Source organism: Streptomyces tibetensis, assembly GCF_007655005.1.
In the GTDB taxonomy this organism is placed as follows: domain Bacteria; phylum Actinomycetota; class Actinomycetes; order Streptomycetales; family Streptomycetaceae; genus Streptomyces; species Streptomyces tibetensis.
This window is the reverse complement of record NZ_SZVW01000012.1, coordinates 182,413-196,672: the sequence shown is the minus strand read 5'-3', so window position 1 is coordinate 196,672 and position 14,260 is coordinate 182,413. Positions and strand designations below refer to the sequence as shown.

Genomic DNA, 14,260 nt, shown 5'->3' with positions numbered 1-14,260 from the left:
CCGCTCCGGCCCCCTCGGCGAACCCCGGGTAACGTCGGTGGTACGGCGTTGTCCATCCCGTCCGGCCACGGACGGGTGATCCTTCCGCAGCGGCACAGGACGACGCCTCAGGCGCCACTAGACTGCTGCACACATACGCGTCAGGCCCACAGCGTCGTGCGTCTTCCGCGGCTAGCCCCCCTCCACCGCCTGCGGCCGTCGGGACGGCCGTCCGCAGCACTGGACTTGTGAGGACTCACGTGAGCTCGAAACCCGTCGTACTCATCGCTGAAGAGCTGTCGCCCGCCACCGTCGACGCCCTTGGCCCGGACTTCGAGATCCGCCACTGCAACGGCGCGGACCGGGCCGAGCTGCTCCCGGCCATCGCCGATGTGGACGCGATCCTGGTCCGTTCGGCCACCAAGGTCGACGCCGAGGCGATCGCCGCCGCGAACAAGCTGAAGGTCGTCGCACGAGCCGGCGTCGGCCTGGACAACGTGGACGTCTCCGCCGCCACCAAGGCCGGCGTGATGGTCGTCAACGCCCCCACCTCGAACATCGTGACCGCCGCCGAGCTGGCCTGCGGTCTCCTCGTCGCCACCGCCCGCCACATCCCGCAGGCCAACGCCGCGCTGAAGAACGGCGAGTGGAAGCGCAGCAAGTACACGGGCGTGGAGCTGGCCGAGAAGACCCTCGGTGTCGTCGGCCTCGGCCGCATCGGCGCGCTGGTCGCCCAGCGCATGTCCGGGTTCGGCATGAAGGTCGTCGCCTACGACCCCTACATCCAGCCCGCCCGCGCCGCCCAGATGGGCGTGAAGGTGCTGTCGCTGGACGAGCTGCTCGAGGTCTCCGACTTCATCACCGTGCACCTCCCCAAGACCCCCGAGACCGTCGGCCTCATCGGCGACGAGGCGCTGCGCAAGGTCAAGCCGAGCGTGCGCATCGTCAACGCCGCGCGCGGCGGGATCGTCGACGAGGAGGCGCTGTACTCCGCCCTCAAGGAGGGCCGGGTCGCCGGTGCCGGTCTCGACGTGTACGCGAAGGAGCCCTGCACGGACTCCCCGCTGTTCGAGTTCGACCAGGTCGTCTGCACCCCGCACCTCGGCGCCTCCACCGACGAGGCGCAGGAGAAGGCCGGTATCGCCGTGGCCCGCTCGGTGCGCCTCGCGCTCGCCGGTGAGCTCGTTCCGGACGCGGTGAACGTGCAGGGCGGTGTCATCGCCGAGGACGTCAAGCCGGGTCTGCCGCTCGCCGAGCGCCTGGGCCGGATCTTCACCGCGCTCGCCGGTGAGGTCGCCGTCCGCCTCGACGTCGAGGTCTACGGCGAGATCACCCAGCACGACGTGAAGGTGCTGGAGCTGTCCGCGCTCAAGGGTGTCTTCGAGGACGTCGTCGACGAGACGGTCTCCTACGTCAACGCGCCGCTGTTCGCGCAGGAACGCGGCGTCGAGGTGCGCCTCACCACCAGCTCCGAGGCGACCGAGCACCGCAACGTCGTCACGGTGCGCGGCACCCTCGCCGACGGCGAGGAGGTGTCGGTGTCCGGCACGCTGGCCGGCCCCAAGCACATCCAGAAGATCGTCGCGGTCGGCGACTACGACGTGGACCTCGCGCTCGCCGACCACATGCTGGTCCTGAACTACGAGGACCGCCCCGGCATCGTCGGCACGGTCGGCCGCATCCTCGGTGAGGCGGGCCTCAACATCGCCGGCATGCAGGTGTCGCGTTCGGTGGCCGGCGGCGAGGCGCTGGCGGTACTGACCGTGGACGACACGGTGACCGCGAACGTGCTGGCCGAGGTGGCCGCGGAGATCGGGGCGACCTCGGCCCGGTCGGTGAACCTGGCCTGACCTTCCCGGGGGGCCGCGCCCCCGGGGCGCCCGTTCGTCCTGAACGGGCTCGTCCTCAGACGCCGGACGGGCTGAGCTGATCAGCCCGTCCGGCGTTTTTCCCTACCCCCACCCGCCGCAGGGTCGGCACCGCCGCTGCCGCCGCGCAGGCCAGCAGCACCGCGCCCGTGACGGCCGCCGCGTGCATGCCGCTGGTGAAGGCCTCGCGCGCCGCCGTCGCCAGGGCGTCCCCCGCGCGCCCCGGGAGCCGGTCGGCCACGGCCAGGGCGCCGCCCAGGGTCTCGCGCGCCGGTGTGGGCGCCGAGGCCGGGATCTCGTGCCGGAAGACGGCCGTGCCGATGGAGCCGAGGAACGCCATGCTCAGCGCGCCGCCGAACTCCGTGCCCGTCTCCAGCAGGGACGACGCGGCGCCCGCCTTCTCCACGGGAGCCGCGCTCAGGGCCAGGTCCGCCACCTGCGACATGACGGCCACGATGCCGCAGGCCAGGACGGCGCACGCGGCCAGCAGCAGCCAGAGGGAGTCCGTACCGGCCAGGGCCAGCATCACGTAGCCGCACGCGGCGACCGCGAAGCCGCCGCCGACGACGTGCGCGCGGGGAACGCCCCGCTGCACGAGCTGTGCGGAGATCGGGGCCGCGAGCCCGATGGGCACCGACGGCAGCAGACTCCACAGCGCCGCTTCGAGGGGGCCCTTGTCCAGGACCGACTGGATGTACTGGGTCGTGAAGTACGCCGAGCCCATCATGCCGAAGGCGGCGGCGAGGTTGAGGACGACGGCCGGGCTGAAGCCGCGGGCCCGGAACAGGTCCGGCGAGATCAGCGGGGAGGCCGCCGTGCGCTGGCGGTGGACGAACAACGCGGCGAAGAGCAGGCCGACGGTCACCGACATCACGTACCGCACGTTCCAGCCCTCGGCCGCGAGTTCCTTCAGGCCGTAGATCACGGGGAGCACCGCCGCCATCGACAGGGGGACGCTCAGCAGGTCGAAGCGGCCGGGGTTCGGCGTGCGCGACTCGGGCAGCAGGACGGGGCCGAGGACCAGGAGCAGCAGCATCGCGGGCAGGTTGACCAGGAAGACCGAGCCCCACCAGAAGTGCTCGACGAGCACCCCGCTCATCACCGAGCCGAGCGCGATGCCGGCCGTCATCACCCCCGACCACACACCGATCGCCTTGGTGCGCTGTACGGGGTCGGTGAACATCGTGCGCACGAGCGCCATCGTGGACGGCATCAGCGTCGCGCCGCCGATGCCGAGGACCGCGCGGGCGGCGATCAGGGTCTCGGCGCTGGTGGCGTAGGCCGCGACCAGCGAGGCCGTGCCGAAGGCGGCGGCGCCGATCAGCAGGAGCCTGCGGCGGCCGATGCGGTCGCCGAGGGAGCCCATCGTCATCAGCAGGCCGGCCAGCACGAAGCCGTAGATGTCGAAGATCCACAGCTGCTGGGTGGCGCTCGGCTCCAGGTCGGCGCTGATCGCGGGGATCGCGAAGTAGAGGACCGAGACGTCCATCGAGACCAGCAGCAGCGGGAGCATCAGCACGCCGAGGGCCGTCCATTCGCGGCGGCCGGCGAGGGAGGGAGGTGGTGGGTTCGTCGTCATGGGCAGGACTGTACGAGCGTATTAAACGCTTGTCTAGTACGTCTGTTTAATACGTCCGTCTGGATTCCGGGTTAGGGTGGCGTGCCATGGGACACCGTGAGGATCTGCTGGAGGGCGCCAAGCGCTGCCTGCTGGCGAAAGGCTTCCTGCGCACGACCGCGCGCGACATCGTCAAGGAGTCGGGGACCAACCTGGCGTCGATCGGCTACCACTACGGCTCCAAGGACGCGCTGCTGGCACAGGCGTACGTGGAGATGGTGGAGGGCATGTCCGACGCCTTCGAGGGCGGCGGTGAGTTGCGCGGGGAGCCGGGGTCGCTGGAGCGCTTCACCGACGTCTGGGCGAACATCATCGGGACCATGCGGGAGCCCGGCTCGATGTGGCGGCTCAGCCTGGAGATCGTGGCCATGGGGGACCAGTTGCCGGAGGTGCGGGAGCATCTCGCACGGGCCCAGCGCGAGGGCGCGCGCGGCATCCTGCCCCTCTTCCTCGGCGGGCACGAGGCCGACGTGACCGACGAGCAGGTGGACACCGTCGGGTACTTCTACCTGACCATGATGATGGGCCTGATGGCCCAGTGGACCTTCGACCCGGAGCACGCTCCGGAGGCCGAGCAGCTCACAGCGGGGCTCCGCCGGGTGATCGAGGCAGCCGGGGGGAAGTGACGCCTCACCCGGGTGCGCCGACGACCGAGTCGATGGCGGACGCGGTGTCGGGGGCGGTCCGGGTGGGGGTGAGTGCCGTCCCGGTCCAGGGGCGGCCCGCCGACACCCAGACGCTGCGGGCGCCGATGCCGGCCGCACCGGCGATGTCGGCGTGCGGGGAGTCGCCGATCACCCAGGCGCCGTCGAGCGTGGCGCCGACGGCGGCGGCAGCGGCGTGGAAGATCTCCGGCGCGGGCTTCGTGTGGCCGACGGCCTCGGAGACGGCCCAGCCGTGGGTCAGCGCGTCGAGACCGGTGGTGCGGATCTTCCTCTCCTGCTGGGAGGTACGGCCGTTGGTGACGATGGCGAGGGTCCAGCCCGCGGCGGTGGCCTCCTCGAGTGCGGTGCGGACGGGCGTGGACAGCACGGCACGATCGGCCGCGCCCCCATCGAGCAGAGCGCGGACCGCGTCCCGGGGGACGCGGTCGCCGTACCGCCCGTGCATGGCCCGGGCGACCTCCGGGCGCGGCGTGTACCCACTGGCGTCGACGGTCATGAGCCACTCGATCTCGTCCTCGGGCAGCCCGTGCTCGGCCAGGAAGTCCAGCAGCGTGGCGCGGTAGGCGGCGTCCCGGTCGATCAGGGTGTTGTCGAGGTCGAGCAGCAGCAGGGGCATGAACGGGCCGTCCTCACAGTCGGTGTGCCTTGAGGGCCATATGCAGCAGCAGACGGTCCTCACCGTCATCCAGGTCGAGGCCCGTGAGCTTCTCGATCCGGGACAGGCGGTAGTACAGGGTCTGGCGGTGGATGCCCAGCTCGGCGGCGGCCCGGGCGGCCTGGCCGGCGCAGTCGAGGTAGACCTCGGCGGTCCGGGCGAGTTCCTGGTGGACCGGCGTGAGCAGTGCGCGGGCGACGGGGTCGTGAGCGACCTCGGGAGGCAGGGCCGTGAGCAGCCGGAACGGACCGATCGACGCCCACTGCGCGACCGGCCCGAAACGCGCCTCGGCCAGTGCCGCCCGAGCGGCCGCCGACGCCTCCCGCCAGGCGGTCGCCGACTCGGCGAGGCCGGAGCGGGGGGTGGCGATACCGGCAACGGCCGAGCCCGGGCCGCCGCTCTTCCCGCTCGGTGCGCTCGCTGACCTGGTCCCGCTCGGTGCGCTTGCCCCGCTCGGCCCACTCCCGCTTCTCCCACTCGCCCCGCTGGTCCCGCTCGGCCTGCTCGCCCCGCTCGCCCCGCTCGCTCCGCTTGCTGCGCTGGTCCCGCTCGCTCCGCTCCTCCCGCCTTCCGGGCCGCTTGCGCCGCGCGCCCTCTCCAGCAGCCGCCCCGCCGCCGTGGTCGCCGGAGTCAGGACGTCCGGGGAGCGCAGCCGGATCAGCACCGCCAGGCACTGGGCCGTAGCCCCCCACGGCAGGGTGCACAGCGCCGTCGCACCGGGGACCGCGCGGACCGACGGAGCGTCGTCCGGATCGGCCGAGGGCCAGGGGGCGACGCACATCAGGGCGTGGAGGCCGTCGGCGCGGGGACCGAGGGCGGTGCGGAGCTCGGCGACGGCCATGTCGCTCTGCCAGCCGGGCTCGGCGGTGAGGACGGCCCGAAGCTCGCGGCTGAGGTCGGCGCCGTGCTGCGCCTCGTCCGCGAGCAGGGCGCCGATGCGGGGCGTGACCCGCATGGCGGCGGTGAGCTGGCGCTCGCTCGGGCCGGGATCGTCGTCCAGAAGCCAGACATAGCCGTGCACCACGCCCCGGTGGCGGACGGGGAGGCAGATCCGGCCCCGGTAGACCCCGGCCTCCGGTGTCGGAGGGATACGGACCGGGGCCGTCGCCCGGGTGATGCCGAAGCCCTCGAACCAGGCCCGGACCGCCGCCGTCGAACGGCGGGTGAGGATCGAGCGGGTGCGCACCGGGTCCAGGGCCGACGGATCGAGGTCGCCCTCACTGTCGTAGGCCCCGAAGGCGATCAGCTCGAAGTCCCGGTTCTCCAGGGTCGCGGGCGCGCCGAGCAGCTCCGAGATCTCGTCGACCAGCTCCTCGTAGTCGCCCCTGTGTTCCGACGTCACCCGGGCATTGTCGCGCACTTCCCGGAGCCCTTCATACATCTGTCTGAGATCTGCGGCACGGATGCGTGACAGCTGTCGATGGCCCACGATCGGAGGGATCCTTAGGTTTCACGGTGGTTCTCCGTGCCGTACCCGACGCGTCGTCCGCGAGGGGTCCGGCCTTCACGTTGCTGGTGCTTGGAGGTGCCCCGTGCTGGGTCCCGTGATTCTCGCCGCGTCTCGCAGCGACCGGATGCGACGCCTGATCTCGGCGGCCCCGGTGACCAAGCAGGTCGTCGACCGCTTCATCCCGGGCGAGGACGTCGACGACATCGTCCCCGTCGTCCGGAACCTCGCCGACAACGGCCTCGAACTCACGATGGACGTCGTGGGCGAGGACATCACCAACCCCGTGCAGGCCGCCGCCGCCCGGGATGCCTACCTGGAGCTCGTCGACCGCCTCAAGCCGCTGGAGCTCGGCACCCGCGCCGAGATGTCGGTGAAGCTGTCGATGTTCGGGCAGGCGCTGGACGACGGCCACGAGCTGGCCCTGAAGAACGTCCGCCCGGTCGTCGAGGCCGCCGCCGAGATCGGCACCACGGTCACGCTCGACGCCGAGGACAACACCACCCTCGACTCGATGTTCGCCATCCACGAGGAGCTGCGGAAGGACTTCCCGCAGACCGGCTGTGTGATCCAGGCCTACCTGTTCCGCACCGAGGCCGACGCCCGCCGCCTCGCGGAGAGCGGTAGCCGGGTCCGCCTGGTCAAGGGCGCGTACAAGGAGCCCGCCTCGGTCGCGTACCAGGACAAACACGAGATCGACCGGGCGTACGTCCGCATTCTGCGGACGCTGATGAAGGGGGAGGGGTACCCGATGATCGGGTCCCACGACCCGCGCCTGATCGCGATCGGCCAGGAACTCGCCCGCCAGGCCGGGCGCAAGCTCGACGAGTACGAGTTCCAGATGCTCTACGGCATCCGCACCGAGGAGCACCTGCGGCTGGCCGCCGAGGGCCACCGGATGCGCGTGTACACCGCGTACGGCACCGACTGGTACGGCTACTTCATGCGCCGTCTCGCGGAGAAGCCGGCCAACCTGCGCTTCTTCGCCCGTTCGATGCTCACCAAGGGCTGAGAGCCCTCAAGGGCCCGGAGCCCGTCACGGGCTGAGAGCCCGACCAGGGACGAGAGCCCGTCAAGGGCCGAGACCGAAACACCGCTCAGTTAGGAGTTACGGAAAAAATGGACGCTGTGACCCAGGTCCCCACCCCCGTCAACGAGCCGGTGCACGGCTACGCCCCCGGCTCGCCCGAGCGGGCCCGGCTGGAGGCCCGGCTGAAGGAGCTGGCCGACAACCCCGTCGACCTGCCCTGCACCATCGGCGGCGAGAAGCGGATGGGCGGCGGCGAGGCCTTCAAGGTCGTCCAGCCGCACAACCACCAGGCGGTGCTCGGCACGTACCGCAACGCCACGCAGGCGGACGCCCAGGACGCCATCGACGCGGCCCTCGCCGCCGCCCCCGCCTGGCGTGCGATGTCCTTCGACGACCGCGCGGCGATCATCCTGCGCGCCGCCGAGCTGCTGTCCGGCCCCTGGCGCGAGACGCTCGCCGCCTCCACCATGCTCGGCCAGTCCAAGACCGCCCAGCAGGCCGAGATCGACACGCCCTGCGAGCTGATCGACTTCTGGCGGTTCAACGTCTCCTACGCCCGCAACCTCCTCGCCGAGCAGCCGCCGGCGAACTCCCCGGGTGTGTGGAACCGTCTGGACCACCGCCCGCTCGAGGGCTTCGTCTACGCGATCACGCCCTTCAACTTCACCGCCATCGCGGGCAACCTCCCGACGGCCCCCGCCCTGATGGGCAACGTCGTCGTCTGGAAGCCCTCCCCGACGCAGACCCACGCCGCCGTGCTGCTGATGCAGCTGCTGGAGGAGGCGGGCCTGCCCAAGGGCGTCATCAACCTCGTCACCGGTGACGGCATCGAGGTCTCCAAGGTCGCCCTGGAGCACCGCGACCTCGCCGGCATCCACTTCACCGGCTCGACGCCCACCTTCCAGTACCTGTGGAAGACGGTCGGCAACAACATCGAGAAGTACCGCACCTACCCGCGTCTGGTCGGCGAGACCGGCGGCAAGGACTTCCTCGTCGCCCACCCGTCGGCCGACCCGGCGATCCTGAAGACGGCGTTCACCCGCGGTGCCTTCGAGTTCCAGGGCCAGAAGTGCAGTGCCACCTCCCGGGCGTACATCCCCGCCTCGATCTGGAACTCCGGTTTCAAGGAGGAGCTGGCCGCCGAGGTCGACGGCATCAAGATGGGTGACGTCACCGACCTGTCGAACTTCATCGGCGCCGTCATCGACGAGCGTGCCTTCGCCAAGAACAAGGCCGCCATCGACCGCGCCAAGGAGGACGCCTCCTGCACGATCGTCGCGGGCGGCACCTACGACGACTCCGTGGGCTGGTTCGTCCGCCCGACCGTCATCGAGTGCACCGACCCGGAGAACGAGGTCTTCCGCACCGAGTACTTCGGCCCGATCATCGCCGTACACGTCTACGAGGACGACAAGTACGACGAGATGCTGACCCAGATGGAGTCCGTCTCCGACTACGCCCTGACCGGCTCGGTCATCGCGAACGACCGCGCGGCGGCGGCCTACACGGCCGACAAGCTCCGCTACGCGGCCGGCAACTTCTACATCAACGACAAGTCGACCGGCGCCGTCGTCGGCCAGCAGCCCTTCGGCGGCGGCCGTGCCTCCGGCACCAACGACAAGGCCGGCGCCCCGCAGAACCTGATGCGCTGGACCCTGACCCGCGCCATCAAGGAGACGCTGGTCCCGCCGACCGACTACACGTACCCGCACATGGGCTGACATCCCGCTGGGTGAACCGACGGGCCAGGCCGAAAAGACCTGGCCCGTCGGCATGCCCGGGGGAAGACTGGGCCGATGACCATCCGCGTGCGCACCGCCCACACCGCCGATCTGACCCCCGCCGAACTCGGCGCCGTGCGTGGCCTGCTGGAGGCCGCGTTCGAGGGGGACTTCGGCGACGAGGACTGGGACCACGGTCTCGGCGGGCTGCACGTCCTCGTGCACGACGGATCCGGGCTCGCCGCGCACGGGGCGGTCGTGATGCGCCGGGTGGGGTATCGCGGGCGGTGGCTGCGGGCCGGGTACGTCGAGAACGTCGCAGTCCGTGCCGATGTCCGTCGCGGCGGTCTCGGCGGGCGGGTCATGGCGGAGCTGGAACGTGCCGTCGACCGGGCCTACGACCTCGGCGCCCTGTCCGCGAGCGACGACGGGGCCCGGCTCTACACCTCCCGCGGCTGGGAGCGGTGGACCGGTCAGGTGCACGCCCTGAGCCCCCGGGACGGCATCGTCCGCCTGCCGGACGAGGAGGGCGACTGCTACGTCCGTGCGGCCCTGGCCGGCTCTCTCGACCCCGGGCACGAGCTGGTCTTCGACTGGCGTGACGGCGACGTGCTTTAGGAATCACCGCAGGTCAGCGCGGTGTGACCCAATCCACCGTCTCAGATAGTAGGAAGTCCGAGTAATTGTGGAGACAGACGCTCCGCGCTCCCTTAGCTTTGTAGGAGCCGAACGTCTCGCTCGACCAAGCGAATGGCGGTCGTGAGCCGGGCCCCGTGCAGGCAACCCCTGCGGCACCGCTCCCCGCCCCTTCCGGCGTCTCGTAACCCTCCCTGTGCACTCCGTGCTGTCGAAGGAGTCGATTTCCCATGGCCGAGACGACCGTCCGCCGCCGAGTCCGTCACGTCTCCCGTACGACCGAGTCCGACCGGAAGAACGCCGCAGCCGCGCTCCAGCGCGCCCTCGACCGCAGGGACAACGGCGGATCCAGCGGCCACTGAGCCGCAGCGTCACCGCAGACCGGGAGCCGCCCGACGAGGCGCGGTGCGGGGTTTCACGCCCCGCGCCGCACCTCGAAGTGGTCGATCCGCTCACCGTTCGACGCCAGCGCCGACACCTTCAGCCTCGGACCGGCGCCGCTGACCGCCTCCACCGAGAGGAACGAGAAACCGCGGTAGCGCACCCGTGACCACTGTGCCGACTCCGCCCTCGTGTCCTGGGACTTGGTCCACCGGAACGTGGCGACCGGCTCGTGGTCGGCGGTGTTGCCCTCGTAGCTCTCCTTCACGCCGTCGGGGAAGCCGTACAGCTCCTTGCCGCCGCCGCCCGCGGTGACGTACACGATCCCGTCCCGCCTCGGATCCGTCGTCCCGCCGACCGGCACCGGCCTGCCCACCTCACCGCCCCGGATCGCGTCGGTGCGTTCGTAGACGTGGTTGTGTCCGTTGATCACCAGGTCCACCTCGTGCCGGGCGAACAGCGGCAGCCACTCGGCGCGCACCCCGCCGTCGGAGGCGTGCGTGGACGTCGAGTACGCGCAGTGGTGGAAGAAGACGACGATGAAGTCGACGTCCTTCGAGGACCGCAGCTCGCCGAGCTTCTCATCCAGCCACTTCGTCTGCCGGCCCTCCGTGTAGCCGAAGTTGGCGGGGATCTCGTACGACACGTCGTTCGCGTCCAGCGCGACCACACCGACGTTGCCGTAGGTGAAGGCGTACACGCCCGGTGCCGTACGCGCGTCGAAGCCGCTGTCCGGCAGGGAGAACCGGGCGAGCTGGCCGCCGTAGCCGTCCGGTGAGTACCAGGCCTCCATGTCGTGGTTGCCGGTCGTCACCATCCACGGCACCGACCGGGCCACGGACTCGGTCTGCTTGAGGAACCGGTCCCACTGGCTCGCGTCGAAGACGTCCGACTCCTTGCCCTTGCCGGTGGGGTCGGCGTAGCAGATGTCGCCGGCGTGCAGATGGAAGGCGGGCTCGCGGCGCAGCAGCGTACGGTCGTTGAGGGCCGCCTCGTCACCGACGCCCTGGTCGCCGAACGCGGTGAACACGAAACGCTCGGGCGGGCTCGCCGGTGCCGTGCGGAAGGACGTGACGGTCGACCGGTGCCGCGGGGAGGCCGGGTCGAAGCCCTCGTGGCCGACGCCGTAGTAGTACGTCGTGCCCGGGCGCAGCCCGTCCAGCGCCGCGTGCAGGTAGTACTGCTCGACCGCCGCCCGGATGCCCTTCAGCTCCGGGGTGTGCAGGTCGCGCAGCTCCGCCTCGACCTTGCGGCCGAGGTCGTCGGGGCGCAGGCCGACCCGGACGTACGGCTTCTTCACCGCGAGCGGCACCTGCCATGAGATCCGCATCTGAGTCTTCGGATCGGCGCCGAAGGCCAGATGACGACCGAAGGGGATGACCAGGGAGCCAGGTGCCTTCGACGTGGCGGGCGACGGGCTCCCGGACGCCGTGGCGCCGCCCTGCCCGGAACGGGAGCCCGAGCCGGAGCCGCAGCCGGTCAGCAGCCCGCTCGCCACCGCGCCCGCGGTCACCAGGGTGCGCCGCCGCGACAGCCGGGTCCGCAGGTACTCGTGCTGCTCCGCCATGCTCATCCGGCGTGCGAGCTCGGGCGGGATGCCGAAGTGGGGGATCTCCATGTCCCGAGAACTTCCCAGCAAAGGCCGACGACCGCACCACGTACGGGTGAACGGCACCCGACGGCCGCGTGCCGTCCCCCGAGTGGGCGCCTCGGGTCTGTCCGCATCACGGACATCGTGTGTCATCCCATGGGACGAGGAGTAGGGTGCCCGCATGTCTCGCAGCATCAATCTCGCAGTGATTCCCGGTGACGGCATCGGCCAGGAGGTCGTGGCCGAAGGTCTGAAGGTCCTCTCCGCCGTCCTTCCGCAGGATGTGAAGCTGGAGACCGAGGAGTACGACTTCGGCGCCCGGCGCTACCACGCCACCGGTGAGACCCTCACCGACGCCGACCTCGACGCCCTGAAGCGGCACGACGCCATCCTGCTCGGCGCGATCGGCGACCCGAGCGTGCCCTCCGGCGTCCTGGAGCGCGGCTTCCTGCTCAAGCTGCGCTTCGCCTTCGACCACCACGTCAACCTGCGTCCCTCCAAGCTCCTGCCGGGTGTCGCCACCCCGCTCGCGGGCGAGCCGCAGATCGACTTCGTCGTGGTCCGTGAGGGCACCGAGGGCCCGTACACCGGCAACGGCGGCACCATCCGCAAGGGCACCGAGCACGAGGTCGCCACGGAGGTCTCCGTGAACACCGCCTTCGGTGTCGAGCGCGTGGTCCGCGACGCCTTCGCCCGTGCCCAGGCCCGCCCCCGCAAGAAGCTCGCGCTGATCCACAAGAACAACGTGCTGACCTTCGCGGGTCACCTGTGGACGAACGTCTTCAACAAGGTGGCCGAGGAGTTCCCCGAGGTCACCACCGAGTACATGCACGTGGACGCGGCGACGATCTACCTCGTCACGCAGCCCGAGCGCTTCGACGTGATCGTCACGGACAACCTCTTCGGCGACATCGTCACCGACCTGGCCGCGGCCGTCTCCGGCGGCATCGGCGTCGCCGCCTCCGGCAACATCAACCCCTCCGGCGACTTCCCGTCCATGTTCGAGCCCGTGCACGGCTCGGCCCCGGACATCGCCGGGCAGGGGAAGGCCGACCCGACCGCCACCGTGCTGTCCGTCGCCCTGCTCCTGCGCCACCTCGGCTACGAGGCCGAGGCCGCCCGCATCGACGAGGCGGTCGCCGCCGACCTCGGCGAGCGCACCGGCAAGCCCGCCCGCTCCACCTCGGAGATCGGCGACGCGCTCGCCGTACGCGTAGCCGGCTGACCCGCCGCTGCTTTCCGCAGGCCGCCGGGTCGCAACCGCGCCCGGCGGCTTCCGCATGTTCCCGCCGGGTGCCACCATCGACCACCGGGCCGCAGTCACCCCGTTCCTTCCGCCGCCGCCCCCGGGCGATAATCGAACGCGAGGCCGCGACATGAGGGAATGCTCGGACGTCCTAGCACTGGTCACCATCAGAGCAGTACCGAGCGCGGCCCGTCACTACAACCGGTGAAGGACATCAACCCATGACGACGCCCACGATCGAGCTCAAGCCCTCCGCCATCCCGCTCTCCGCCGCCGAACGCGAGCAGATCCTGGCCAACCCCGGGTTCGGCCGCCACTTCACCGACCACATGGTGACGATCAAGTGGACGGAAGGCCGGGGCTGGCACGACGGTCAGCTCGTGCCGTACGCGCCGATCTCCCTCGACCCCGCCACCACCGTCCTGCACTACGCACAGGAGATCTTCGAGGGACTGAAGGCCTACCGGCAGCCCGACGGATCCGTCGCCACCTTCCGCCCCGAGAAGAACGCCGAGCGGTTCCAGCGCTCCGCCCGCCGGCTCGCGATGCCCGAGCTGCCGGTCGAGATGTTCATCGAGGCGTGCGACGTCCTGGTGCAGCAGGACAAGGCATGGGTGCCGGCGCACGGCGGTGAGGAGTCCCTCTACCTGCGCCCCTTCATGATCGCCACTGAGGTCGGGCTGGGTGTGAAGCCGGCCAACGAGTACCTGTTCCTGGTGATCGCCTCTCCGGCCGGGGCGTACTTCCCCGGTGGTGTGAAGCCTGTGTCCATCTGGGTCTCCGAGGACCGCGTCCGCGCCGTCCCCGGCGGCATGGGCGACGCGAAGACGGGCGGCAACTACGCGGCGTCCCTGCTCGCGCAGGCCGAGGCCGCGACGAAGGGCTGCGACCAGGTCTGTTACCTCGACGCCGTGGAGCACACCTGGGTCGAGGAGCTGGGCGGCATGAACCTGTACTTCGTGTACGGGAACAAGATCGTCACGCCGTCCCTCACCGGGTCGATCCTGGAGGGCGTCACACGCGACTCCCTGCTCGCCGTCGCCCGTGACCTCGGGTACGAGGCCGAGGAGGGCCGGGTCTCGGTCGACCAGTGGCAGCGGGACTCGGAGAACGGCTCGCTGACCGAGGTCTTCGCCTGCGGTACGGCCGCGGTGATCACTCCGGTCGGTACGGTGAAGCGGGCCGGGGCGGAGTGGAAGCAGAGCGGGGGAGAGCCGGGCGAGGTCACGCTGCGGCTGCGCCGCGCACTGCTGGACATTCAGCGGGGTACGGCCTCGGACGCCCACGGTTGGATGCACCGACTGGGGTGAGCGCCCCTGGCCCCCGGGGGCTCCGCCCCCGGACCCCCGGGCCTATGCCCACCCACCGCGCGACTCGGTCGGCCAGGAAGCCGGACCTTCGCCACGTCGGGAAACCCGGTCCG

General features: G+C 71.0%; 12 protein-coding genes. 8 read left to right on the top strand and 4 right to left on the bottom strand.

Annotated elements, in window-relative coordinates; all coding sequences use genetic code 11:
- The first annotated feature begins 239 nt into the window (after positions 1–239).
- Positions 240–1,829: a phosphoglycerate dehydrogenase gene (gene serA, locus FDO69_RS21570; protein ID WP_104781493.1), complete on the top strand. Its 1,590-nt coding sequence runs from the start codon at positions 240–242 to the stop codon at positions 1,827–1,829.
- Between the two features lie 55 nt (positions 1,830–1,884).
- On the opposite strand, the gene FDO69_RS21565 is transcribed toward serA, so the two are convergent.
- On the bottom strand, positions 1,885–3,426 hold the full coding sequence (locus FDO69_RS21565; RefSeq protein ID WP_104781492.1) for an MFS transporter: 1,542 nt from the start codon (positions 3,424–3,426) through the stop codon (positions 1,885–1,887).
- A gap of 86 nt (positions 3,427–3,512) precedes the next feature.
- On the opposite strand from FDO69_RS21565, the gene FDO69_RS21560 reads away from it, so the two are divergent.
- Positions 3,513–4,091 carry a TetR/AcrR family transcriptional regulator gene (locus FDO69_RS21560; RefSeq protein ID WP_104781491.1) on the top strand — a complete coding sequence of 193 codons (579 nt, stop codon included), beginning with the start codon at positions 3,513–3,515 and terminating at the stop codon, positions 4,089–4,091.
- Positions 4,092–4,095: 4 nt separating this feature from the next.
- Here FDO69_RS21560 and FDO69_RS21555 read toward each other — a convergent pair whose 3' ends face one another.
- Together FDO69_RS21555 and FDO69_RS21550 are read right to left on the bottom strand one after the other, a co-directional pair.
- Complete coding sequence (locus FDO69_RS21555) at positions 4,096–4,746, bottom strand: HAD family hydrolase (RefSeq protein WP_104781490.1); 651 nt, start codon at positions 4,744–4,746, stop codon at positions 4,096–4,098.
- Positions 4,747–4,759: 13 nt separating this feature from the next.
- The gene (locus tag FDO69_RS21550) at positions 4,760–6,166 is read right to left on the bottom strand and encodes a PucR family transcriptional regulator (protein WP_420878526.1); all 1,407 of its coding nucleotides are present in this window, start codon (positions 6,164–6,166) and stop codon (positions 4,760–4,762) included.
- A 151-nt stretch (positions 6,167–6,317) separates the two neighbouring features.
- Between FDO69_RS21550 and FDO69_RS21545 the strand changes: the two genes are divergently transcribed.
- From FDO69_RS21545 to FDO69_RS42730, 4 genes are all read left to right on the top strand, one after another.
- Complete coding sequence (locus FDO69_RS21545; protein ID WP_104781489.1) at positions 6,318–7,244, top strand: proline dehydrogenase family protein; 927 nt, start codon at positions 6,318–6,320, stop codon at positions 7,242–7,244.
- A 107-nt stretch (positions 7,245–7,351) separates the two neighbouring features.
- On the top strand, positions 7,352–8,983 hold the full coding sequence (pruA, locus tag FDO69_RS21540) for an L-glutamate gamma-semialdehyde dehydrogenase (protein ID WP_104781488.1): 1,632 nt from the start codon (positions 7,352–7,354) through the stop codon (positions 8,981–8,983).
- Between the two features lie 75 nt (positions 8,984–9,058).
- Positions 9,059–9,601: a GNAT family N-acetyltransferase gene (locus tag FDO69_RS21535; RefSeq protein WP_104781487.1), complete on the top strand. Its 543-nt coding sequence runs from the start codon at positions 9,059–9,061 to the stop codon at positions 9,599–9,601.
- A gap of 248 nt (positions 9,602–9,849) precedes the next feature.
- On the top strand, positions 9,850–9,981 hold the full coding sequence (locus tag FDO69_RS42730; protein ID WP_104781486.1) for a hypothetical protein: 132 nt from the start codon (positions 9,850–9,852) through the stop codon (positions 9,979–9,981).
- A 53-nt stretch (positions 9,982–10,034) separates the two neighbouring features.
- On the opposite strand, the gene FDO69_RS21525 is transcribed toward FDO69_RS42730, so the two are convergent.
- Positions 10,035–11,618 carry a purple acid phosphatase family protein gene (locus FDO69_RS21525; protein ID WP_104781485.1) on the bottom strand — a complete coding sequence of 528 codons (1,584 nt, stop codon included), beginning with the start codon at positions 11,616–11,618 and terminating at the stop codon, positions 10,035–10,037.
- Positions 11,619–11,772: 154 nt separating this feature from the next.
- Here FDO69_RS21525 and FDO69_RS21520 point away from each other — a divergent pair, with 154 nt between their 5' ends.
- Both FDO69_RS21520 and FDO69_RS21515 read left to right on the top strand, forming a co-directional pair.
- Positions 11,773–12,816: a 3-isopropylmalate dehydrogenase gene (locus tag FDO69_RS21520; protein WP_104781484.1), complete on the top strand. Its 1,044-nt coding sequence runs from the start codon at positions 11,773–11,775 to the stop codon at positions 12,814–12,816.
- 242 nt (positions 12,817–13,058) lie between these two features.
- Entirely contained in the window at positions 13,059–14,147 is a 1,089-nt protein-coding gene (locus FDO69_RS21515) for a branched-chain amino acid aminotransferase (RefSeq protein ID WP_104781483.1), read from the top strand.
- The last annotated feature ends 113 nt before the right edge of the window (positions 14,148–14,260 follow it).